The sequence below is a fragment of the Sphingomonas aracearum genome (assembly GCF_003345355.1).
Classification (GTDB): Bacteria; Pseudomonadota; Alphaproteobacteria; order Sphingomonadales; family Sphingomonadaceae; genus Sphingomonas; species Sphingomonas aracearum.
The window spans coordinates 1-21,342 of sequence record NZ_QQNB01000006.1; the positions used below are offsets into that span (position 1 = coordinate 1).

Genomic DNA, 21,342 nt, shown 5'->3' on the forward strand with positions numbered 1-21,342 from the left:
CCCGCTGCTACCAGCCGTGTGTCATTTCTATTTGGGGCAGAATGTGTCTTTTCTAATCAGCGGGAACAGAGCGTAACGGCTTTTGAGGTGTCTTACGCCGCCCCGATCGCGGCCGGCGCTTCGATCAACCAGCGGCCGACGATCCGCTCGAAGTCGACATACGGGATCCGATCGGGATCGAACTCTAGGCGGCGTGGATAAATTTGAGCCAGTATTTGGCGGTAGCGAGGTGGACCATCCCGAGGAAGCTGCTGGCCAGTTGGTAGTAGCGGGTGGCGATGGCTCGGTTGATCTTGAGATGGCCGAACATGCGCTCGATGCGGTTGCGCTGCTTGTAGAGCGTCCGGTCATGCTCGATCTTCACCCGGCGGTTTGAGCGGCCGGGAATGACGGGCTCGATGTTCCGTTTGGCAAGATCGGTGCGGATGGCGTCGGCATCGTAGCCCTTGTCGGCCAGCAGCGCGTCTGGTGTGCGCTCGGGAAGAACGATCAGGGCGTCATACGCCTTGCAGTCTGCCGCCTCGCCGCCGGTCAAGTGGAAGGCGAGCGGTCGCTCGAAGGCGTCAGCCAGGCAGTGAAGCTTACTGGTGAACCCGCCCCGCGAGCGGCCAAGAGCGCGTTGATAAGCCCCCCTTTTCCGCCCGCTGCCGAGACGTGGGCGCGAACTGTGGTGCTGTCGATGCTGTAGTGGCCGGTGTCCGCCATGATCTCGGCCAAAGTTACTGCCACGATCTCCCAGACCCCGGCCTCGCTCCACCGACGGAACCGGCGATAGATGGTGTTCCAGCTCCCGTATTTGGGCGGCACATCACGCCACGGCGCACCGCACCGGAGCCGCCAGAGTATGCCGTTAATTATTGAGCGGTTCTGCTCAGGAGGCCTGCCACGGCTCCGGTTCTTACGCTCGATCGGCAGCAAGTCCTTCAGGATGCGCCATTCCGCCTCGGTCAGATCACCCCGGCTCAAGCCTGCCTCCAAAAGGCAGCCTTGAATCAACCATCGGTCACAACGTCAATCGAATCTGGATGCAGCGGATACCAGGTTGCGGCTGTGTGTGAGGCGGCTATCCTTCATGTATGGAGCATTCATCCCTCGTAGATTTCTTGAATGGGGACTTGTCGCCCGAGGCCTTCGGGCGCGAAATCTCGAACGAGGTGAATGCCTGTGAGCACGGCTTCAGCAGCGGCAGATCGGACCGCGCGACCACCAATCCCGCGCCGAGCGCGGAGATTATGGTGGCCAGGACGCCGGGACCGCGGCCGAGGAACAGCGTGAGCAGCAGGACCGCCGGCGTATAGAGGAACCAGGGTGCCGACGATCCGAAGAGGACGACCTGTACGATTGCGACCATTGCGATGACCACAACCGTCAGCCCGTAGCGCAGGGGCTTTGGACGAGGACGTGCGACGGTCAGGTCGCGCAGTCGGTTGAGCAAGGCGGTCGAGATGGACATGGTTCCCCGGCGTGGGGGAGCGCCCCTGCGATCCCGAATATAATGCAGATCGAAAAGAGCGAAAAGCGGCATGCATTAATAAGGGCCGGTGTCACACATCAGCATCGTAATGATCGCTGGGGGCGAGTTACCTGTAAAAGCCAAAAGCCACGACCCGCTCGTCCCGAAAACGAACGGCCAGCGCGAGCGCCGACGACCGTCCCGATTGAGATCGCAATCGGGAAAGGGGAGAGAGCGATTGTGGCGGACCTCCTTGGTTCAGGCAGTCACGTTGGCGCTGTCGCCCCCCGTTACAGCGAGGCTCGTACCCGACACCAGTGAAGCGCCTTCCGATGCCAGAAAGACGATTGCCGGCGCCATCGCGTCGGGTTCCAGCCATGGCACGCCCAGCGGCAGCTTAGCGGCGAGCGCCTCCGCGGCCGTCTTCTCGTCCTTGGCTTCATCGCCGGTGGGTTGCTTACCGCCGCTCTCGATCGCCTGTGCGTAGCGATCCTCGTGACGCGTCAGAGCGGTATCGATGAGACCGGGCACGAGCGCGTTGACGGTGATCTCGTGTCTGCCGAGTTCGAGCGCAGCCGACTTCATCAGCCCAAGGATGCCCCACTTCGACGCCGAGTAGCTCGCGCCGTTGAGCGTCCCATGCTGGCCCTGCGTGGACGAGGTGACGATGATCCGGCCGCCGCCACGGTCGACCAGCGCAGGGGCGAAGGCGCGAACAGCATTTGCCGTGCCGTTCAGGTTGTTGTCGATCTGGTCGTGCCAGTCGGCGTCGTCCATTTCGAGCAGCGGTTTGAACGCCTGGATGCCGGCGTTGGCGAACAGGATGTCGATCCCACCGAACGCCGACACAATCTCGTCACGCGCCGCGCGCAACGCACCAATGTCGCGTTGGTCAGCGACGATCGCGTGCCAACGATGGCCCGCCTTGGCTACCAGCAACCCGGTGTCGTCGAGGTTGCCTCTCGTTGCTGCCGGAAAGGTGTCGATCGGGCTGGCGGCGGCACACAGATCAATGCCGACCACGTCCGCTCCAGCTTGCGCGAGTGCGATGGCGGCGCAGCGGCCGATGCCACGCGCTGCGCCGGTGACGACGGCAACCTTGCCAGCCAGGGCGTCGGAGGCGAACGTCGGCATCACTTTAGCCCCTTCTTGCTGGCGATGACGACGCGGCCGAGCTTGCCGGGAAGGTTCTCGAATTGCTCGATCGAGCCGCCGAACACCGCGGCCAGAACGTCGGCGGGCATCGCTTTGAAGGACTGGACGAGACCGATGTCATCGTCTGGCTCCATCGAGGACGCATTGAAAACGATGAGGACCAACAGATCCTCGGTATCGCTCGCGTTCTCGAAATAATGAAAATGGCCTTGTGGGGCGAAAATCATGTCGCCCTTTCCCGCTTCGAATGGACCGTCCTGCGCCGAATTCGGCCCCACGAAGGTCCAGCGGACGCGACCTTGAAGGACGAAGTTCATCTCCCAGGCGTGGGGGTGCCAATGCGGCTCGCGTACGCCGCCAGGCGCCAGCCGCGCGATGTAGCACGCCCCCTGCTGTCCCTTCAGGATAGGCCAGTTGTGCTCGTGTCCGCCTTGCAGACCGCCGCCGTCGAACACATTGGCAGGTGCTTCAGCCAGATGAAATAGGTGCGGATGGTCAGCATCCACCCCGCCGGCCGGCTTGTCACCTGCAAGCTCCGGCGCTGCTCCGGGATCACCCCAAGCGGCGCTGCCCACTCCTGGACCTTCGGACGGCGACGACACGGAAGGAGCATCCTTGCCGCTGTCGTGCCCATGCGGACGGTGACGGAAGTCAGCGTCGGTATCGGTTGCGTAGCGCCATCGGGTGGGTTCGCGTTCGGCATGAAGTAGGTTCCTTTGCGAAGGGATCATTGCACCGCCCAAGGACTAGCTTGAGTCTTGAGGTACATAATCGCCAGCACGTCATATCGGGCCGAACAATCGTGCAATTGGCTTCAGCGACAGATGCAGGACGCCCGTGCGATGGGCATTCTGCCTAGCCCTCTTAATTTTTTTGGGTTTTCTGGGTCTAAGTATGGGTCACGTTCGTTGACGAGCGGAGCACCGCGCGTTGCGTCCGGTGAACGGGAGCGGACTGATGCGGAAAAGCGGTGTTCTGATCGGGCTCGGTGCCCTCACGATAGCGCTAGCGGGAGCTGCCTACGCGCAGGTGAGCCGCAGCGCTGCGCTGGCGCAGGTGGCGCGCTTCGATCACCAAGTCACCGGCGTCGCCGTCACTGCCGACGGCCGCCGCTTCGTCAACTTTCCACGCTGGACCGACGGCGCACCGATCTCCGTTGCCGAGGTAATGCCCAACGGATCGCTCCGGCCTTATCCCGACGTCAAGTGGAACAGCTGGCGCAACGCTAAGGCGAACGAAATGCCGGTCGGTGAGCACTTCGTGTGCGTCCAGTCGATCGTTCCCGACGGCCACGGCAATCTCTGGGTGCTCGATCCCGGCGCGCCCGGCAACGAGAAGATCCTGGAGGGCGCACCGAAGCTCGTCCGTATCGACCTAAAGACGAACAAGGTGACCAAGGTCATCGCGGTGCCGGGCGACGTTGCGTTGCAGGGCACCTACCTCAACGACATCCGCTTCTCGCCCGATGGCCGGACCGGCTACATCACCGACAGCGGCACACGCGGTGCAATCATCGTCGTCGACTTGGACGGCGGAAAGAGCTTCCGAGCGCTTGATGGCCATCCGTCGACCCAAATCGACAAGAGCGTCACCGTCGCCATCGAGGGCAAGCCGCTTGTCCGCCCCGACGGGCGGCAGCCTGCGTTCGCGTCCGACGGCATCGCGATCTCGAATGACGGGAAGACGCTCTACTGGCAGGCGCTGACCGGAAAGACGCTCTATTCGATCGCAACCGAAAAGCTGCGCCCCGACGTCAGCGAGCGAGAGCGCAGTGGTGCAGTGCAGACCGTTGCCACCACCGCCGTTGCGGATGGGCTGTGGATGAGCAAGGCTGGGACGCTCTACATCACCTCGCCGACCGATTACTCGATCAGGCGGCTCGCCGGGTCGGGGACGGAGATCGTCTTGACGGATAAGCGGCTACGCTGGCCGGACACCTTTGCCGAAGGTCCCGACGGGACGATCTACGTAACCGCCAGCCACATTCAGGACACGCAGTGGTTCACGCCGGGTGCCCCGCCGTCGATCCGCACCGAGCTGTTCTCGTTCGCTCCTACCCGTTGAGGATCGCCATGTCCTACCTGCGCTACCGCGACGACATCGAGACGCTCGAACCAGACGAGCAGGCGACGATCGACGGCATCATCCAGGGGATGACCCAGCAGAGCGAGGTAGTCGAGAAGCGCGAGCAGCATGCCGTGCGCGCCAGCCATGCCAAGAGCTCGGCCTGCGTCGTCGGCACGCTGACGATTGCCGACGACCTTCCGCCGGAGCTGGCGCAGGGGCTGTTCGCCGAGCCAGGCAGCTATGACGTCGCGATCCGCTTTGCACAGGGCCCAGGCGAGACGCTAGGCGATCGCGTGTCGACACACCGCGGTATGGCGATCAAGGTGTTCGGCGTCGAGGGCGAGAAGCTCCCCGGGCATGACGCGCCGACCCAGGATTTTGTCCTTGCCACGGGGCGCACCTTTCCATCCGGTACGGCGGGCGGCTTCCTGAGCGACGCGAAGAAGATCGGGGCGGCGACCCCGATGTCCAAAGGCGTCAAGAGCGCGGTGTCGTCGGTGGCGCGCAACTTCAACAAGGTGCTGGGCCTGTTCGACACCGCCTATGCCAAGGCGGACTTCTTCGGCCATCCGTTCAGCCACCCGATCGGCGACGACTATTTCAGCCAGGCCCCGCTGCGCTACGGCGACTACGTCGCCAAGCTCGGCGCCGTGAAGGCATCGCAGGCCCAGGATGCTCTCGGTGAGTGGCAGCTCGACCCGCACGAGGATGAGGATGGGTTCCGCCATGCCGCGACCGATTACTTCCGTGACCATGACGCGGTGTTCGAGCTGAAGGTCCAGCTCTGGGCGAACGCGGAGACGCAGCCGATCGAGGACGCCTCGGTCGAGTGGCCATCGCAGGACAGTCAGTACCGCACTGTCGCCACGATCCGCATTCCTGCGCAGGAAGCCCATAGCCCGGCGCGCGTGCGCTACTTCGACGAGGTGATGACCTTTCGGCCCGCTCATAGCCTGGCCGCGCATCGGCCGCTCGGATCGGTGATGCGGGCGCGGTTGCAGGTGTATCGTGCGCTGTCCGCCTTTCGCCACCGCGAGAACGGGGTTGCCGAGGAAAACACCGCCGACATCACCGCCATCCCGGCCTAACGCAAAACATGAAGGCGCCGATCATGCCGACAGCCGTCAATACTGCTACATACGCTGCCGTGCCGATCGGCACGGTGGAAACCACGCTGACGATCAACGGTGAGACGCGCACCCGCGCGATCGAGCCCTGGACGACATTGCTCGATCTGCTGCGAGAAGGCGAAGACCTGATCGGCACAAAGAAGGGCTGCGACCACGGTCAGTGCGGAGCATGCACCGTGCTGATCAACGGGCGCCGTATCAATTCGTGCCTCAAGCTGGTGGTGACGCTGGACGGGGCGAACATCACGACGATCGAGGGGTTGGGCCAGCCTGGAGACCTCCATCCGCTGCAATCCGCCTTTTGCAACCACGACGCGTTCCAGTGCGGCTATTGCACGCCCGGCCAGATCTGTTCGGCGCAGGGTCTCATCAACGAAGGCAAGGCCAGGACACGCGACGAGGTCCGCGAGCTGATGAGCGGCAATCTGTGCCGGTGCGGCGCCTATTCGAACATCGTCGATGCGGTGCTCGAGGTGATCGGGGAAAAGGCATGAACCGCTTCGACTATGCCCGCCCGACCAGCGTTGCCGAAGCGGTGCAGGCGGGTGCCGGCGAGCAGGTCCGCTACCTCGCAGGTGGAACGAACCTGATCGATCTCATGAAGGAGAACGTCGATCAACCGATGACGGTGATCGACATCAACCGCCTGCCGCTGGACGCGATCGAGGAGCTGGACGGCGGAGGGTTGCGGCTCGGAGCGCTCGTGCCGAACTCCAACACTGCGTGGGACGCGCGGGTCGAGCAGCGGTATCCCTTGCTGTCTTCGGCGATCCTGGCTGGTGCCAGTCCGCAGTTGCGCAATGCCGCGACCAACGGCGGCAACCTCAACCAGCGCACGCGCTGCTATTATTTCTACGACGTCGCCACACCTTGTAACAAGCGCGAGCCGGGCTCTGGCTGCGGCGCGATCGGCGGGGTCAATCGCATCCACGCCATCCTGGGCGCGAGCGACCAGTGCATCGCCACGCACCCGTCGGACATGTGCGTGGCGCTGGCGGTCCTCGACGCAACCGTCCAGGTGACCGGCCCGGACGGCGACCGCGCTATTCTGATCGCCGATTATCATCGGCTACCCGGCGACGAGCCGTGGCGCGACAATACGCTGAAGCCCGGCGAATTGGTGACGGGCATCGACCTGCCGGCCGAGGATTTCACCCAGAACTACACCTACCTGAAGCTGCGCGATCGATTGTCCTACGCCTTTGCGCTGGTGTCGATAGCCGTCGCGATGCGGGTCGAAGGCGGCACGATCGCTGAAGCGCGGGTGGCGCTCGGCGGTGTCGCACACAAGCCATGGCGCAGCACGGAAGCCGAGAAGCTGCTGAAGGGCCAGCAGCCGTCGCCGCAGGCGTTCGGCGCCTTCGCCGACGCCCTTCTCGCCGGCGCGGCCGGTCAGGGCGAGAACGACTTCAAGATCCTGCTCGCCCGCAAGGGGATCATCCGTGCGCTGAAGCAGGCCGCTGAGGCCACCCCGCAATCGCAGACCGACAAGCGCGTCGCTTAAGGAACAGACATCATGGCTACCGCAGCGAAAATCGGGATTGGAAGCGCAATCAACCGCGTCGACGGGGTTGAAAAGGTCACCGGCACGGCGCGCTACGCCGCCGAGCATCCGGTGGAGAACCTGCTGTACGGCTACATCGTCGAGGCCGCGATCGCAAAGGGGCGGATTGTCAGCATCGATGAGGAAGCCGCGCGCGCTGTGCCCGGCGTCGTCGAGGTCATCACCCACCTCAACCGGCCGCACGTCGCCTGGACAGACCACAGCTATCAGGACGAGATGAAGATTCCGGGCTCGCCGTTTCGTCCGCTTTACGATGATCGCATCCAGTTCAGCCAGCAGCCCATCGCGCTGGTAATGGCCGAGACGTTCGAGGCAGCGCGCTACGCCGCCAGCGTGGTCGAGGTCGCCTACGAGGCGGAGGCGCACAATACCGACTTCGAGGTCGCGGTCGGCGATAAGTACGTGCCGAAGAAAAAGCGCAGCGGCTACATGGCGCCGAAAAACCGCGGGGACGCGGCGCAGGCGTTCGCGGACGCTCCGCTGAAGGTGGCCGGCGACTACCGGCTCGCGCCGGAACACCATAATCCCATGGAGATGTTCGGCTCCACCGTCGAATGGCACGGCGACGGCAGCATCACCGTGTGGGATAAGACCCAAGGTTCGCAGGGGGTGCATGCCTACCTTGCCAGCGTCTTCGGCTTTTCGAAAAAGAAGGTACGCGTGCTCAACCCCTATGTCGGCGGCGCCTTCGGCTCGGGCCTGCGGCCTCAGCATCAGGTGTTCCTGGCGGTGCTCGCCGCCAAGATGCTGGAACGCTCGGTCCGGGTCACGATGACCCGCAATCAGATGTTCAGCCACGCCTATCGCCCCCAGGCGATCCAGAGCATCGCGCTGGGCGCGGAGACGACCGGTAAGCTCACCGCGATCCGCAACGAGGCGACCACCTCCACCTCGCGCTACGAAGACAATATGGAGAACGTCGTCACCTGGGGGCTGATGAACTACGACTGCCCGAACGCCGACGCTGAATACACCGTCGCTCAGATCGACACACCGACATCAGCAGACATGCGCGCGCCGGGGGCGGCAACCGGCATGACGCTGTTCGAGATGGCGATCGACGAGATGGCCTATGCCGCCAAGGTCGATCCGCTCGAGTTCCGGCTCATCAATTACTCACCCATCGATGCGATGAATGGCACGCCGTACACCAGCAAGGCGCTACGCGAGGCGTTTCGCGAAGGGGCCGAGGCGTTCGGATGGAGCCAGCGCTCGGCCGAGCCGCGGTCGATGCGCGATGGCAAGGAGCTGGTCGGCTGGGGTTGCGCGACCGGCATGTGGGACGCGCAATTCTCCAAGACATCTGCAAGTGCGAAGCTCACGGCCAACGGACACCTGGAAGTAGCGTGCGCGACGTCGGACATCGGCACCGGCAGCTACACGGTGATGACCCTGGTCGCCGCAGAGACGCTCGGCCTGCCGCCCGAGCAGATCACCGCCAAGCTGGGCGACTCAGACCTGCCGACCGCCCCGGTCGAAGGTGGATCGTGGGGGGCGGCATCGACCGGTGCGGCGGTACAGCTCGCATGCCAGGCGGTCGGCAAGAAGCTTTTGAAGGCGGCCGGCAAGATCGCCGGTGCACCGCTTGGCGACGCGAAGATAGACGACGTGTTCTTCGAGGACGGCTGCATCGTGCTGAAGGACGCGCCGACCGTTCGGGTGCCGTTCAGCGACGCGATGCGCGCCGCGGACCTGACGGAGATCGAGGAAGAGGAGACCGCGGCGCCCGGGTTTGGCGACATGTGGACGGGTTTGCACAAGTCCAAGAACACCCACAGCGCCATCTTCGCGGAGGTGAAGGTGGACGAGGAATTGGGCGTGGTGCGCGTCACTCGCATCGTCGATGCGGTCGCCGCAGGCCGCATCATCAACCCGAAGACCGCGCGCAGCCAGATCCTCGGCGGCGTGGTGATGGGTATCGGCATGGCGCTTCACGAGGAGACCTTTTCCGATCACCGGCTGGGTCGCTGGATGAACCACAACTTCGGCGAATACCATGTGCCCGTGCACGCCGACATTCACGATATCCAGGTGATCTTCGTCGATGAACCCGATTCCGAAGTGACCCCGCTCGGGGTCAAAGGCCTTGGCGAGATCGGCATCGTCGGCACCGCTGCCGCGATTGCTAACGCGATCTATCACGCGACCGGTAAGCGGGTGCGGTCCCTGCCGATCACGATCGATAAGATCCTGGATTGATTAGCCGATGTGAGCATCCGCCTCGCCGGGTCTATAGCCGGTCTCAGCCATTCTCCGGTTCTTGGCCTGGCTTGTAGCTGGGCTTTGCTGGCGGAACGATATAGCTCAACGTAACGATCCCCGCGACGATCAGTCCAGCACGCCAATTCCAGATTGCCAGGGCAAAGGCTGCCCAATAGGCTCCGGCGGTGACGGCGAATTTGAGGGTTGTTCGCCTGAGGTAGGCGTCTGTCAGGCGCTGGTCTGGAAGCCCCCTCGCGGTTGCATAGACCCAACGCACGAACCACCACGTCGCCGGCGCCGCTGCCACGCCCAGATAGGCCAAAACGGCGGTCTTGCTTTCCGCATCACCGCCGAGATGCTCGATGAGCGGCCGCGCAGGAAATGGCGTGATGCTGACAGCGGCAAGAAAGCCGATGCTGAGCAGATTGTAGCCATGATCGGTTTTTTGCAGAAGCTTGCCGGTGAAGTGGCTGGAAGCCCAGTAAAGACCGATCAGGATTACGCTTAGGGCGTAGGCCGCATAGTCCGGTGCCAGCTTTAGATATGCCGCTGCCAGGTCGCCGTCAGTCGGCTCTGGTGCGTGTAGTTCGGTCACCGGGAGAGTGATGGCAATTGCCAGCACCGCGTCCATGAACGCCTCAAGGCGATCCGATTTGCGTTCGGTTGCTTTGAAAGACGATATCGTCATCTGACGCTACAGCATTTCGAGTGGGCGACGGCCCGCTGGCCGGGGAAATGCCGCATCGAGTGTCGCAAGGTCGGCGTTGGAGAGCACGATATCTGCGGCCGCGCGGTTCTCCCGCACATGCGCGACCGAACTCGCCTTCGGGATGGCGATGAGGCCATCGTGGCGCAACGTCCAGGCAAGTGCGACCTGCGCAGGGGTTCCGCCAACCTGGGCCGCTACTTTGTCGAGGGCAGGATGGCTTGTGAGGCGTCCCTGCTCGACGGGACTATACGCCATCACTGGCACTTTGTGCTGTGCGAGCCACGGCAACAGGTCCAACTCAGGGCCTCGACGGACGAGATTGTATAGGATCTGATCGGTCACGCAGCCATCCCCGCCGGCAGCGACAAGCTCGTCCATATCGTCGGTATCGAGGTTGCTGACACCCCAATGCCGAATCTTTCCTGCCGATTTCAGCGCCTCCATTGCCTCTATCGTTTCAGCGAGCGGCACCGATCCCCGCCAGTGGAGCAGGTAGAGGTCGAGCCGATCGGTGCCGAGCCGCTTCAGGCTCGCCTCGCACGCATCGGCAAGGCGGGAGCGAGATGCGTTCTGTGGATACGCCTTGCTAACGAGGAACAACTGGTCGCGAAGGCTGCCCAGCGCCTCGCAGATCAGCGTTTCCGCCGCACCATCGCCATACATTTCGGCGGTATCGACGAGCGTCATGCCCAGCTCGACACCGGTGCGCAGCGCGGCGATCTCATCGGATCGCCGTTCGGCACGTTCGCCCATCTTCCAGGTGCCTTGACCCATCGAAGGAACCACTTCCCCGCCGGGCAATGTCACGTGTTTCATGTGCTTTTGTCCTATGAGATGAGTTCGACTGTTCGGTCGCGGGAGGCGGATTGGCAGATGACCACCATGTAGCGATCATATCGCGGCCGGCCATCGATCGAGTGCCATTTTGGCGATGGAGAGCAGTTCGTTGATCGTAGCGCCGTCGCGCGCCTGAACGGACATGCCTTCCATGACCGTATTGATGAATTTGCCTAGCACGGCCGGATCGGAGTTGGCCGCAAGCTCGCCCTGCGCGGCGCCGCGTTGCAGACGCTCGATCAGGAGGGCCTCCGCCGCGATGCGCTTGTCGCGCAGCAGGCATTCGATGGCGGCGGACGCCGGCGAAACGGCTGCCGCTGCCGAATACATGAAGCAGCCGGCCGGCGTTTCAGGTTCCAAGAATGATGACGCCGCTCGTTCCAGCAGGCCTTTGACGGCCTCGTAGGTGGACAATGCCGGATCGTTGATGGGTGCATAGAGGTGGACGCTGAACGTCGCGGCGTAGCGCTCGATCACCGCCGCAAACAGCCCCGCCTTGTTGTCAAACGCTGCATAGAGACTGGCAGCGGCGACGCCAGTCTCCGCCACCAGATCGGCCATCGATGTCGCTTCGTAGCCGCGCTGCCAGAACAGCCGCACCGCCTTGTCGAGCGCAGCGTCAGTGTCGAACACACGAGGGCGACCTGCGCGGCGACGGGCTTTCGTCTCTGTCATCTCTGGTGCATGATATGGAACGATCGATAAATAATATCTTGAAACGGGTGGTCTTCTCCCTTACAGAACGATCATTCAATAATCAAGGAATCTCCAATGAGCCGCATCGTCCGTATCCACGAATATGGCGACGCCAGCGTCCTCAGGATTGAAGATGTGGCCGTCCCCGCGCCCGCGGCCGACGAAGTGCAGATCGCGGTGAAGGCGATAGGCATAAACCGCGCCGAGGTGATGTTCCGCAACCATGCCTACCTTCAGGAAGCCGAGTTCCCGAGCCGCCTTGGCTATGAGGCTGCCGGCACTGTCGTTACGGTCGGCGCGGACGTGACCGGGTTTGCGGAAGGCGAAGCCGTCAGCGTCATCCCCCCGCTCGATATCGCGCGCTGGGGCACTTATGGCGAGGTCGCCAACGTGCCCGCCCGCCTCGTCGTCAAGCATCCGGCGGCGCTGTCGTTCGAGGAAGCGGCGGCCGTGTGGATGCAGTATGTCACCGCCTGGGGTGCGCTGGTGGAGCAGGCGAAACTCGGCGAGGGCGATTTCGTCATCGTCACTGCTGCCTCCAGCAGCGTCGGCCTTGCTGCCTTCCAGATTGCGCGGATGGTCGGCGCGACGGTAATCGCGACGACGCGTACCGGCGCCAAGCGCCAGGCCCTGATCGATGCCGGTGCACATCATGTCGTCGCAACCGGGGAAGAGGATCTGGTAGCGAGGGTGATGGAGATAACCGATGGTCAGGGTGCGCGCGTGGTGCTCGATCCGGTCGGAGGCCCGTCGTTCGAGCCGCTGACCGAGAGCATGGCACGCGGCGGCATCCTGCTCGAATATGGCGCGCTCAGCGGCGAACCGACGCCGTTCCCGTTGTTCTCCGTGCTGGGCAAGAGCCTCACGCTCAAGGGGTATCTCTACAGCGAGATCGTCTCGGACGATGCCGCCCTCGATCGCGCCAAGGCGTTCATCGTGGCGGGTCTGGAATCGGGCGCGCTCAAGCCGCGGATCGCGCGCACTTTCCCGCTCGACGCCATCCAGGACGCTCACCGCTTCCTCGAATCGAACGACCAGATCGGCAAGGTCGTCGTTACGGTCTGACCGGCATACCGGGGAGTGAGCGATCGCTCCCTCACGAATGTGCGCTGACGCAACGGCCTCGCACCAGCAATCGGTTTAACTCAACGAGGGTATGCCAACATGAAATCTCGCGCCGCTGTAGCCTTCGAGGCGGGCAAGCCACTCGAAATCGTCGAGATCGATGTCGCCCCACCCCGGAAAGGCGAAGTCCTCATACGGGTGACGCACACCGGGGTGTGCCACACCGACGCGTACACGCTAGCGGGTAGCGATCCGGAAGGTGTTTTCCCGGTGGTTCTGGGCCACGAGGGCGCGGGCATCGTTGTCGAGGTCGGTGAAGGCGTCACCAGCGTCGGACCGGGCGATCACGTGATTCCGCTCTACACCGCCGAATGCGGCAAGTGCGACTTCTGCCTGTCGGGCAAGACCAACCTGTGCGTCGCTGTCCGCGAAACGCAGGGCAAGGGCTTGATGCCCGATGGGACCACGCGCTTTTCGTACAATGGTCAGCCCCTCCATCATTACATGGGCTGTTCAACCTTCAGTGAATATACTGTCGTCGCCGAAGTCTCGCTCGCCAAGATCAATCCCGAGGCAAACCCCGAACATGTCTGCCTGCTCGGCTGCGGCGTCACGACCGGCATCGGCGCAGTCCGCAATACCGCCAAGGTCCAGCCCGGAGACTCGGTCGCCGTGTTCGGCCTCGGCGGCATCGGCCTCGCGGCGATTCAGGGTGCGCGCCAGGCGAAGGCGGGTCGCATCATCGCCATCGACACCAATCCATCCAAGTTCGAGCTGGCACGCCAGTTCGGTGCTACCGAGTGCATCAACCCCAAGGACCATGACAAGCCTATCCAGCAAGTGCTGATCGAGATGACGGGCTGGGGCATCGATCATACCTTCGAGTGCATCGGCAACGTCCACGTCATGCGCGCCGCGCTTGAATCAGCGCACCGTGGCTGGGGTCAGTCGATCGTGATTGGCGTTGCCGGCGCGGGCGAGGAAATCTCCACCCGCCCGTTCCAGCTCGTCACGGGCCGCGTATGGAAGGGGTCCGCTTTCGGTGGCGTCAAGGGACGGACACAGCTCCCCGGCATGGTCGAGGATGCGATGAGAGGCGATATCGATCTGGCCCCATTCGTAACCCACACGATGGGTTTGGAGGAGATCAACGAGGCCTTCGCACTGATGCACGAAGGCAAGTCGATCCGCACGGTCATTCACTACTGACCCGCCGATCCGAAGCGGCGCGAGGCGCTCGGATCGACAACTCGGCCGTCATCATGGCCCGACCCCGGCCATGATGACGCGCGCTCTGGCAAACGGGCAACGCGTCGCGATGCGGTAACAAGTGCCGAATTGCGGTCGATTGCATGCCGATAGCGGCACGGACCAGGGCCGCCTGGCCCAGGCGCTTACCAGCGGAGTGTGTGTGGCCTCGTCGCGCGACCCAACGGGGAAAATGGTTTTGTCGTAACCTTTGTCCAATGCTGGAAAATATTTCAAAGGTGCCGAATATCGGGCCAGCCTGACCTTTGGATGTATTGAGCCGGAAAAGCATTCATCTGTTACCCGACTGTAATGAACCACGGGCTGCACAGGCGGATAGGGCAGGAAGACTGAATTGAAGAGCAAGGATATTCACGCGACGACGCCGGCCACCGATCATGGGCATACGGGGCCGCCCGCTTGCGTGCAGGTTCGCGGCGCGCGCCAGAATAACCTCAAAAATATTGACGTCGATGTACCGCGCGACGCCTTCGTGGTGTTCACCGGCATATCGGGCTCGGGCAAGTCATCGCTCGCGTTCGGCACCCTTTATGCCGAAGCGCAGCGGCGTTATCTGGAATCGGTTGCGCCCTATGCCCGTCGCCTGATCGACCAGGCCGGCGTGCCGGAGGTCGACGCGATCGACGGATTGCCGCCTGCGGTCGCGTTGCAGCAGCAGCGCGGCTCGGCCAACGCGCGATCCTCGGTCGGCAGCGTGACGACGCTCTCCAGCCTGGTGCGGATGCTCTATTCGCGCGTCGGCGAATATCCGCGCCATCAACCCATGCTCTATGCGGAGGATTTCTCCCCCAACACGGTCGCGGGGGCCTGCGCGACCTGCCACGGCATCGGCCGCGTATATGACGCGACCGAAGAGACGATGGTTCCTGACGACAGCCTCACCATTCGCGATCGAGCGATCGCCGCCTGGCCGGCCGCCTGGCATGGCCAGAACCTGCGCGATATCCTCGTTTCGCTCGGCTATGACGTCGATACGCCGTGGCGCGAACTGCGGAAAAAGGATCGCGACTGGATCCTCTTCACTGAAGAGGCGCCGACGGTGCCGGTCTATGCGGGCCTGACGCCCGAGCAGACCCGGACGGCGCTCAAGCGCCGCATGGAGCCGAGCTACCAGGGCACCTTCACCGGCGCGCGCCGCTATGTGCTGGAAACCTTCGCCAACACTAAAAGCGCGCTGATGAAGAAGCGCGTCTCGCAATATATCATTGGCCGCGATTGCCCGACCTGCGACGGCAAGCGCCTGAAGCGCGAAGCCCTGTCGGTCAAATTCGCCGGCCTCGACATTGCCGAGTTAGGCGACCTGACGGTGCTCAAGCTGAAGGACTTGCTGATGCCCGTCGCGCATGGCGCGTATGGGGCGGTCTCCGCTCCCTCAAAGGGCCATGTTCTGGAAAAAGCGGCCCGCGATGCAGCGGTCGAACAACGGGTTGCGGCGGGCGGCTCTGCGCACAAGAGCGCGCCAGACGTACGCCGCACGCCCAATCTCTCCGACGAGAAGCGGATCGCCGCCCAACGCCTTGCCTGCGAATTGATCGAGCGGCTAGAGCCGCTGATTGATCTTGGCCTTGGCTACATTTCGCTCGACCGCAGCACGCCGACGCTCTCCTCCGGAGAGCTGCAGCGCTTGCGGCTTGCCACGCAATTGTCGTCACAGCTTTTCGGCGTGGTCTATGTGCTTGACGAGCCTTCGGCAGGGTTGCACCCGGCAGATGGCGAAGCCTTGCTCACCATCCTCGAGCGTCTCAAGGCGGCGGGCAACTCCCTGTTCGTCGTCGAACATGATCTCGACGTGATCCGCCGCGCGGAATGGCTCGTCGATGTCGGGCCAGGAGCCGGGGAAAAGGGCGGTGAAGTCCTCTACAGCGGGCCGATAGAGGGGCTTGCCGACGTCGAGACTTCGATCACTCGCCGCTACCTGTTCGCAGAGCCGCTCCGCAGTGAGCGCACACCGCGCGATCCCAAGGCATGGCTACGCCTGGAAGGGATCAGGCGGAACAATCTCCATGGTCTCGACGTCGAGTTTCCCATCGGCTGCTTCACCGCTGTCACCGGCGTTTCGGGATCGGGCAAATCCAGTCTTGTCAGTCAGGCGCTGCCCGAGCTCGTCACGGAACACCTCGGCGGCTCCCCCTTGGCCGAGGAGGAGGATATCGATCCGCTGCTCGATGTTGCGCAGAACGGCACTGAAGGACGCATTGTCGCAGGCATGGAGCATGTTCGCAGGCTGGTGCGGGTCGATCAGAAACCGATCGGCCGCACGCCGCGCTCGAACCTATCCACCTACAGCGGCATGTTCGACCATGTGCGACGGATCTTCGCTGATACGCCGCTCGCCCGCCGGCGGCACTACAGCCCGGGAAGGTTCTCGTTCAACGTCGCGCAAGGCCGCTGCCCTGTGTGCGAGGGCGAGGGATACGTCATGGTGGAGCTGCTGTTCCTGCCGAGCGTGTTTGCCCCATGTTCGACCTGTCATGGCTCTCGCTACAACCCGCAAACGCTCGAAGTCGAATGGAACGGGCGCAATATCGCCCAGGTGCTCGAACTGACGGTCGACGATGCGTGCGATTTCTTCGCTGGCGAGGCATCTGTGATGCGCTCCCTCGACGTGTTGCGGGAGATCGGTCTTGGATATCTGCGGCTCGGTCGGCCGGCGACCGAGCTGTCTGGCGGGGAGGCGCAGCGCATCAAGCTGGCGACTGAACTGCAACGCGCTCAACGCGGCAACACGATCTACATCCTCGACGAGCCAACTTCGGGGCTTCACCCCTCCGATGGCGACCGGCTGATGCAACACCTGCAGGGCCTCGTAGACGCCGGCAATACCGTCGTAGTCGTCGAACATGACATGCGCGCCATCACACAGGCGGACTGGATCATCGACCTGGGACCGGGGGCCGGGGAAGATGGGGGCCGTATCGTTGCCAGCGGCGTCCCTGGCGTCGTTGCGGAAGCGGAAGGCAGTCTCACCGCCCGCTATCTCAAGGCGGCGCTGTAGGTCGTAAATCTGGCCGAACGCACGTTCGATCAGGTGCATCTCGACCACACGTTGGAATGGGTCGAAGCTGGAAGCGGGAGCCGGCGATGTGTCACCGCGGTTGACGCGGGTTAGGGTTTGAGTGCCCGTCAGGTGCGCCGTGTTCGTGTGATACGCGGCGTGGCAGACGGCCAATCGCCGGCCATCCGCCACGCTCGCTTTGTGCGGATCTTCCCCAGGGAGAGGGCCCTCACATGGTTTCGTCGAAACGCCCCGCCTTAATTCCCTCCTGCGGGCGCTGCGCCGACACCTTCTGCGATTTCCTCAACGAGTTTGGCACAGAAGGCGGGCAAATCATTGGGATCACGGCTGGTAACAAGGCCGTTGTCGACCACGACTTCCTCATTGGTCCATGCACCGCCGGCGTTCTCGATATCGACCTTCAGCGTCGGGTAGGACGTCAAGGTGCGACCCTCAAGCACGCCCGCCTCGATCAATGTCCAGGGTGCGTGGCATATCGCCGCAACAGGTTTTTTCTGATCGAAGAAAGCCCGAATGAAACTAATTGCCTCGACGCTGCCGCGCAGCTTGTCGGCACCGACAGTCCCTCCGGGAACAACAAGTCCGTCGAAATCGTCGGCTTTCACCTCGGAAAACGTCTTGTCGATAGGATAGCTGGCGCCCTCGTCAAGATCGCTATTGACTGTGCGAGCCTTGCCCGGTTCAAAACTGACCACGGTCACTTTGCCACCAGCGTCCTCGACAGCTTGCTTGGGCTTCGAGAATTCTGGTTCTTCCGTCCCGCGGGGTGCGATCAGAATGGCAACCGATTTGCCTTCCAAAGTCATAATTTATTTCCTATTCCGTCGAATACTAAGGTCAGGTGCCCGGCTTGAGCACGACCTTCGTCCAGCCAGCATCGCGCCCGTCGAAATGCTTGTAGGCGTCTGGTGCCTGATCAAGCGGCAGTCGGTGCGAGATGATTTGGGCAGGATTGGCCCGGCCTCGCTCGATAAGCTTCATCAGTCGCCGGTTGTAGTGCTTTACATTGCACTGGCCGGTGCCGATCTTCTGGCCCTTGAACCAGAAGTTGCCGAAGTCGAACGCCATCTTGCCTTCCTTCTGGAGGTCGTCGGGCGCGTTCGGGTCTTCCGGAATGAACACGCCGACGACGCCGATTCCGCCGGTGGCCTTCGTGCTTTTGACGAGGCAGTTCATCGTGTAATTGCTGCGCTCCTTGCCGTGGCGATCGCAACACTGGTATCCGACCGCCTCGACCCCCCGGTCGGTGCCGAGGCCGCCGGTCGCGTCAAGGATCTGCTGGGCGGGATCGCCCTTGCGCATGTCGATCGGAATAGCGCCCATCGCCTCGGCCAGTTTAAGGCGGTCATCGTGAGAATCGACCACGAAGATCTGAGAGGCACCGCGGATTTCGGCTGAGTGCGCGGCCATTAAACCGACCGGACCGGCGCCGTAGATCGCGATGCTTTCGCCAGGCAGGAAACCCGACAGTTCGACGCCATGCCAACCGGTGGGGAAGATGTCGGAGAGCATGACATAGTCATCCTCCTTCTCCTCAGCGTCCTCAGGCAGCTTCAGACAATTGAAGTCCGCATAAGGAACGCGCATCAACTCGGCCTGGCCACCCTGCCACGGACCCATCTCGGCAAAGCCATACGCTGCGCCGGCGGTTCCAGGGTTGGTCGTGAGGCAGAAACCCGTCAAACCGCGTTCGCAATTTTCGCAGAAACCGCAACCGACATTGAACGGCATGCACACGCGATCGCCCTTCTTGATACGATCTACGGCAGCGCCGACTTCGATGACCTCGCCAAGGTTTTCGTGACCGAAGACCCTGCCCTTCTCGAAGCTGGTACGGCCCTCATACATGTGAAGGTCCGACCCGCAGATATTGGTCGTGGTCAGCCGGATGATAACATCGGTCTGCTTTTCGATCTTGGGATCATCGATGGTATTGACAGAAACATCTTTGGGCCCGTTGTACACGACAGCTTTCACGGATTTTTCCTTTCGCAGATCTTCTCAACGCGTCATCAAATCGAGAGCTTGCTGATGATCCCGGTCCGTCGCAGCGACGGAGGACATCGCGCCCTTCCAAGTGAGCTCAGTTTCCTGAACCTTCTGCTACCTGAGAGGCTCCTTTCCGTAGGACCACCCTGGGATCGATTCACGGCGGTTTTCAGAATGACTGGGCCAGAATGGCCGAAGAACGCGCCAAAAGGAAGCGACCCGCGCCGCGCGGGAGGCGCGCCCGGCGCCCGAGCCCGCCGCCGTCGACTGAACCGCCGTCGACTGAGCCGGCGCCGCCGCGCCCGGCACCGCGCTCCAAGGCTCAGCCGCGCGCGAACGCCTGCGCCGCCGCCTCGGCCACGCCCTGGTCCTGCTTGCCGGTGCCGCCCGACACGCCCACCGCGCCGATCACCGTCTCGCCCTCCTTGATCGGCACGCCCCCTGCGAAGATCATCACCTTGCCGTCGTTGGAGGCATGGATGCCGTAGAAGTCAGCGCCCGGCTGGGCGAGCTTTGCCAGCGCCTTGGTTTCGACGTCGAACGCGCGCGCCGTCCACGCCTTGCCGATCGCGATGTCGACGCTGCCGCGCCACGCATCGTCCATCCGCGCGAACGCCAGGAGGCAGCCGCCCGCGTCTACCACCGCGATGTTCGACGGGTTGCCGATCCGCTCGGCCTCCGCGATCCCCGCATCGATAATCGTCCGCGCGTCGTTCAGGTCGAGCGTCTGGGTGGTGCGCATGGTGTGTCTGCGTGGCCGGTTCGGGAAAAGCCGTTCAACGTACGCCGCCGCCCCACCCCCCACACGCGGGCGATGAGAGCGACGCGCTAGGGTGCCGACCGCTCCGCTATTTGGCGGCCAGCAGGGTGAACTTGTGAATCTGCGGCGGTTCCGAAAACAGTTCTTCTGCCTTGTCCATCAGTGCGGCGGCAACCTTGCCGTCAAGATGGGCCTGCCGATCCTCCTCTGTGTCGAACGTATCGAAGATCGCGTACGCACCGGGACCTTCCTCGATCGCATACCAGGTCAGAGTGCCCGGCTCAGCTTGAACGAGCGGCAATGCCGAGGTCAGGAAATCGGCGACGTCGCGCTCTTTTCCGGGCTTGGCCTTCAGTGGTACATACAGGGCAAGCTTGGGCATAGATGACTCCTCAAGAGAAACGGACAGATATCATTCGGCAAAGTAACGGACGAGCCGGCCGGTACGTTCCCCATGAGGCGGAGCACACGCGGCCCCGCCTCCTCGTCGAGATCAGAACTCCTGTGCGGTCGGCCGGATGACGATCGCGTTGACGTCGACGTCATCAGGTTGTTCGACAGCGAACGCGATAGCACGCGCCACCGATGCCGCCGGGATGGCCTGCTTGTAGAAGTCCAGCACCGTCTCGGCAGCCGTGCCAGAGGTCGTGAACTTCAAATCGCTTTCCACAGCTCCAGGCTCGATTGACGTGACCCGGACCTTTTCCCCTACCTCGTGGCGCAAGCCCTCGCTGATCGCGCTGACGGCGAACTTGGTGCCGGAATAGACCGTGCCGCCCGGGGCGAAGACCTTGATGCCGGCGACCGAACTCAGGTTGATGATGTGGCCGCTGCCCTGCTCCAGGAAGCCGGGAAGAGCCGCGGCGATGCCGTAGAGCGTACCCTTCAGATTGACGTCGATCATCTGGTCCCACTCGTCGGTGTTGACCTCGGCCATCGGACGGATCGGCATCAGACCGGCGTTGTTGATCAGCACGTCGAGGCGGCCGAAGTCGGCGACGATCGCGGCGACGACGGACTGGACCGCCGACTTGTCGGTGACGTCGAGCGCATAGGCGCGTGCCGTTCCGCCGTTCTCGGCGATCTGCGCGACGACCTCGTCTAGCCTGTCCTTGCGCCGTGCGGCGATGGCGACCTTCGCACCGCGTTCGGCGAGAAGCCGCGCGGTTTCGGCGCCGATGCCGGTGCTCCCGCCGGTGATGAGAACAACCTTGCCTTCGATACCTTTGGTCATGACTGTGTTTCCTTCACTTCAGATGTTGATTTTTCGCTGGGTCGCAGCCCCGCGCCAGCGGTAGCCGCGTGGATGAACGAGGCCCACAAGGCCCGCGCGAAGCGCAGGTGCCAACAGGCCGATCATCCGCAGCTCCTCTATGTGGAACGGTTGTGCCAGCAGCGCCGACCCCACCCATTCTTTAAGCTTGCCCATG

The 21,342-nt window shown here is 63.1% G+C and carries 21 protein-coding genes; 8 read left to right on the forward strand and 13 right to left on the reverse strand.

Annotated features, from left to right (window positions below; translation table 11 throughout):
* Nucleotides 1-184 precede the first annotated feature (184 nt).
* The 4 genes from DVW87_RS17200 to DVW87_RS17215 form a co-directional block, all read right to left on the reverse strand.
* A protein-coding gene (locus tag DVW87_RS17200; RefSeq protein WP_239017985.1) for an IS5 family transposase occupies nt 185-966 on the reverse strand; the annotation gives its coding sequence in 2 pieces (ribosomal slippage) (nt 185-627 and nt 627-966; 783 coding nt in all).
* 97 nt (nt 967-1,063) lie between these two features.
* Nucleotides 1,064-1,453: a DUF4118 domain-containing protein gene (locus DVW87_RS17205; RefSeq protein WP_114689007.1), complete on the reverse strand. Its 390-nt coding sequence runs from the start codon at nt 1,451-1,453 to the stop codon at nt 1,064-1,066.
* A gap of 258 nt (nt 1,454-1,711) precedes the next feature.
* Nucleotides 1,712-2,587: an SDR family NAD(P)-dependent oxidoreductase gene (locus DVW87_RS17210; protein ID WP_114689008.1), complete on the reverse strand. Its 876-nt coding sequence runs from the start codon at nt 2,585-2,587 to the stop codon at nt 1,712-1,714.
* A complete protein-coding gene (locus DVW87_RS17215) occupies nt 2,587-3,339 on the reverse strand; it encodes a cupin domain-containing protein (RefSeq protein WP_114689009.1) in 753 nt (250 codons plus the stop codon). The genes DVW87_RS17210 and DVW87_RS17215 overlap by 1 nt, the downstream gene beginning before the upstream one ends.
* Before the next feature lie 226 nt (nt 3,340-3,565).
* Between DVW87_RS17215 and DVW87_RS17220 the strand changes: the two genes are divergently transcribed.
* Genes DVW87_RS17220 through DVW87_RS17240 form a run of 5 tightly spaced genes read left to right on the forward strand, consistent with a single transcriptional unit; the run spans nt 3,566 to nt 9,568 of the window.
* Nucleotides 3,566-4,672 carry an L-dopachrome tautomerase-related protein gene (locus tag DVW87_RS17220; protein WP_114689010.1) on the forward strand — a complete coding sequence of 369 codons (1,107 nt, stop codon included), beginning with the start codon at nt 3,566-3,568 and terminating at the stop codon, nt 4,670-4,672.
* Between the two features lie 8 nt (nt 4,673-4,680).
* Nucleotides 4,681-5,763, forward strand: coding sequence for a catalase family protein (locus DVW87_RS17225; RefSeq protein WP_114689011.1), 1,083 nt, complete (start codon nt 4,681-4,683; stop codon nt 5,761-5,763).
* Between the two features lie 23 nt (nt 5,764-5,786).
* Nucleotides 5,787-6,299, forward strand: coding sequence for a (2Fe-2S)-binding protein (locus DVW87_RS17230; RefSeq protein ID WP_114689057.1), 513 nt, complete (start codon nt 5,787-5,789; stop codon nt 6,297-6,299).
* On the forward strand, nt 6,296-7,309 hold the full coding sequence (locus DVW87_RS17235) for an FAD binding domain-containing protein (RefSeq protein ID WP_114689012.1): 1,014 nt from the start codon (nt 6,296-6,298) through the stop codon (nt 7,307-7,309). Before DVW87_RS17230 ends, DVW87_RS17235 begins: the two co-directional genes overlap by 4 nt.
* Before the next feature lie 12 nt (nt 7,310-7,321).
* A complete protein-coding gene (locus DVW87_RS17240; protein ID WP_114689013.1) occupies nt 7,322-9,568 on the forward strand; it encodes a xanthine dehydrogenase family protein molybdopterin-binding subunit in 2,247 nt (748 codons plus the stop codon).
* Nucleotides 9,569-9,611: 43 nt separating this feature from the next.
* On the opposite strand, the gene DVW87_RS17245 is transcribed toward DVW87_RS17240, so the two are convergent.
* From DVW87_RS17245 to DVW87_RS17255, 3 genes are all read right to left on the reverse strand, one after another.
* Nucleotides 9,612-10,259, reverse strand: coding sequence for a TMEM175 family protein (locus tag DVW87_RS17245; protein WP_114689014.1), 648 nt, complete (start codon nt 10,257-10,259; stop codon nt 9,612-9,614).
* A 6-nt stretch (nt 10,260-10,265) separates the two neighbouring features.
* Nucleotides 10,266-11,096 (reverse strand): aldo/keto reductase, encoded by an 831-nt coding sequence (locus tag DVW87_RS17250; protein WP_181814890.1) that lies wholly within the window; start codon nt 11,094-11,096, stop codon nt 10,266-10,268.
* A gap of 75 nt (nt 11,097-11,171) precedes the next feature.
* Entirely contained in the window at nt 11,172-11,750 is a 579-nt protein-coding gene (locus DVW87_RS17255; RefSeq protein ID WP_239017986.1) for a TetR/AcrR family transcriptional regulator, read from the reverse strand.
* A gap of 228 nt (nt 11,751-11,978) precedes the next feature.
* On the opposite strand from DVW87_RS17255, the gene DVW87_RS17260 reads away from it, so the two are divergent.
* From DVW87_RS17260 to DVW87_RS18545, 3 genes are all read left to right on the forward strand, one after another.
* Complete coding sequence (locus DVW87_RS17260) at nt 11,979-12,878, forward strand: zinc-dependent alcohol dehydrogenase family protein (protein WP_239017987.1); 900 nt, start codon at nt 11,979-11,981, stop codon at nt 12,876-12,878.
* A gap of 99 nt (nt 12,879-12,977) precedes the next feature.
* The gene (locus DVW87_RS17265; RefSeq protein WP_114689017.1) at nt 12,978-14,087 is read left to right on the forward strand and encodes an S-(hydroxymethyl)glutathione dehydrogenase/class III alcohol dehydrogenase; all 1,110 of its coding nucleotides are present in this window, start codon (nt 12,978-12,980) and stop codon (nt 14,085-14,087) included.
* 463 nt (nt 14,088-14,550) lie between these two features.
* Nucleotides 14,551-17,142, forward strand: a complete 2,592-nt coding sequence (locus DVW87_RS18545; protein WP_114689018.1) for an excinuclease ABC subunit UvrA — start codon at nt 14,551-14,553, stop codon at nt 17,140-17,142.
* A 257-nt stretch (nt 17,143-17,399) separates the two neighbouring features.
* Here the strand turns inward: DVW87_RS18545 and DVW87_RS17275 are convergent, their stop codons facing one another.
* The 6 genes from DVW87_RS17275 to DVW87_RS18190 form a co-directional block, all read right to left on the reverse strand.
* Complete coding sequence (locus DVW87_RS17275; protein WP_114689019.1) at nt 17,400-17,969, reverse strand: type 1 glutamine amidotransferase domain-containing protein; 570 nt, start codon at nt 17,967-17,969, stop codon at nt 17,400-17,402.
* Nucleotides 17,970-18,000: 31 nt separating this feature from the next.
* On the reverse strand, nt 18,001-19,140 hold the full coding sequence (locus DVW87_RS17280) for a glutathione-independent formaldehyde dehydrogenase (RefSeq protein WP_114689020.1): 1,140 nt from the start codon (nt 19,138-19,140) through the stop codon (nt 18,001-18,003).
* 334 nt (nt 19,141-19,474) lie between these two features.
* Complete coding sequence (locus tag DVW87_RS17285; protein WP_114689021.1) at nt 19,475-19,894, reverse strand: GlcG/HbpS family heme-binding protein; 420 nt, start codon at nt 19,892-19,894, stop codon at nt 19,475-19,477.
* 106 nt (nt 19,895-20,000) lie between these two features.
* Entirely contained in the window at nt 20,001-20,294 is a 294-nt protein-coding gene (locus tag DVW87_RS17290; protein WP_009823882.1) for a putative quinol monooxygenase, read from the reverse strand.
* Between the two features lie 111 nt (nt 20,295-20,405).
* Nucleotides 20,406-21,146 carry an SDR family oxidoreductase gene (locus DVW87_RS17295; protein ID WP_114689022.1) on the reverse strand — a complete coding sequence of 247 codons (741 nt, stop codon included), beginning with the start codon at nt 21,144-21,146 and terminating at the stop codon, nt 20,406-20,408.
* Between the two features lie 18 nt (nt 21,147-21,164).
* Nucleotides 21,165-21,341: a hypothetical protein gene (locus tag DVW87_RS18190; RefSeq protein ID WP_181814891.1), complete on the reverse strand. Its 177-nt coding sequence runs from the start codon at nt 21,339-21,341 to the stop codon at nt 21,165-21,167.
* Between the last annotated feature and the right edge of the window lies 1 nt (nt 21,342).

Coding starts and splice junctions, on each gene's coding strand:
- DVW87_RS17205 (WP_114689007.1), bottom strand. CDS start 1,453: ATGTCCATCTCGACCGCCTTGCTCAACCGACTGCGCGACCTGACCGTC.
- DVW87_RS17210 (WP_114689008.1), bottom strand. CDS start 2,587: ATGCCGACGTTCGCCTCCGACGCCCTGGCTGGCAAGGTTGCCGTCGTC.
- DVW87_RS17215 (WP_114689009.1), bottom strand. CDS start 3,339: ATGATCCCTTCGCAAAGGAACCTACTTCATGCCGAACGCGAACCCACC.
- DVW87_RS17220 (WP_114689010.1), top strand. CDS start 3,566: ATGCGGAAAAGCGGTGTTCTGATCGGGCTCGGTGCCCTCACGATAGCG.
- DVW87_RS17225 (WP_114689011.1), top strand. CDS start 4,681: ATGTCCTACCTGCGCTACCGCGACGACATCGAGACGCTCGAACCAGAC.
- DVW87_RS17230 (WP_114689057.1), top strand. CDS start 5,787: ATGCCGACAGCCGTCAATACTGCTACATACGCTGCCGTGCCGATCGGC.
- DVW87_RS17235 (WP_114689012.1), top strand. CDS start 6,296: ATGAACCGCTTCGACTATGCCCGCCCGACCAGCGTTGCCGAAGCGGTG.
- DVW87_RS17240 (WP_114689013.1), top strand. CDS start 7,322: ATGGCTACCGCAGCGAAAATCGGGATTGGAAGCGCAATCAACCGCGTC.
- DVW87_RS17245 (WP_114689014.1), bottom strand. CDS start 10,259: ATGACGATATCGTCTTTCAAAGCAACCGAACGCAAATCGGATCGCCTT.
- DVW87_RS17250 (WP_181814890.1), bottom strand. CDS start 11,096: ATGAAACACGTGACATTGCCCGGCGGGGAAGTGGTTCCTTCGATGGGT.
- DVW87_RS17265 (WP_114689017.1), top strand. CDS start 12,978: ATGAAATCTCGCGCCGCTGTAGCCTTCGAGGCGGGCAAGCCACTCGAA.
- DVW87_RS17275 (WP_114689019.1), bottom strand. CDS start 17,969: ATGACTTTGGAAGGCAAATCGGTTGCCATTCTGATCGCACCCCGCGGG.
- DVW87_RS17285 (WP_114689021.1), bottom strand. CDS start 19,894: ATGCGCACCACCCAGACGCTCGACCTGAACGACGCGCGGACGATTATC.
- DVW87_RS17290 (WP_009823882.1), bottom strand. CDS start 20,294: ATGCCCAAGCTTGCCCTGTATGTACCACTGAAGGCCAAGCCCGGAAAA.
- DVW87_RS17295 (WP_114689022.1), bottom strand. CDS start 21,146: ATGACCAAAGGTATCGAAGGCAAGGTTGTTCTCATCACCGGCGGGAGC.
- DVW87_RS18190 (WP_181814891.1), bottom strand. CDS start 21,341: ATGGGCAAGCTTAAAGAATGGGTGGGGTCGGCGCTGCTGGCACAACCG.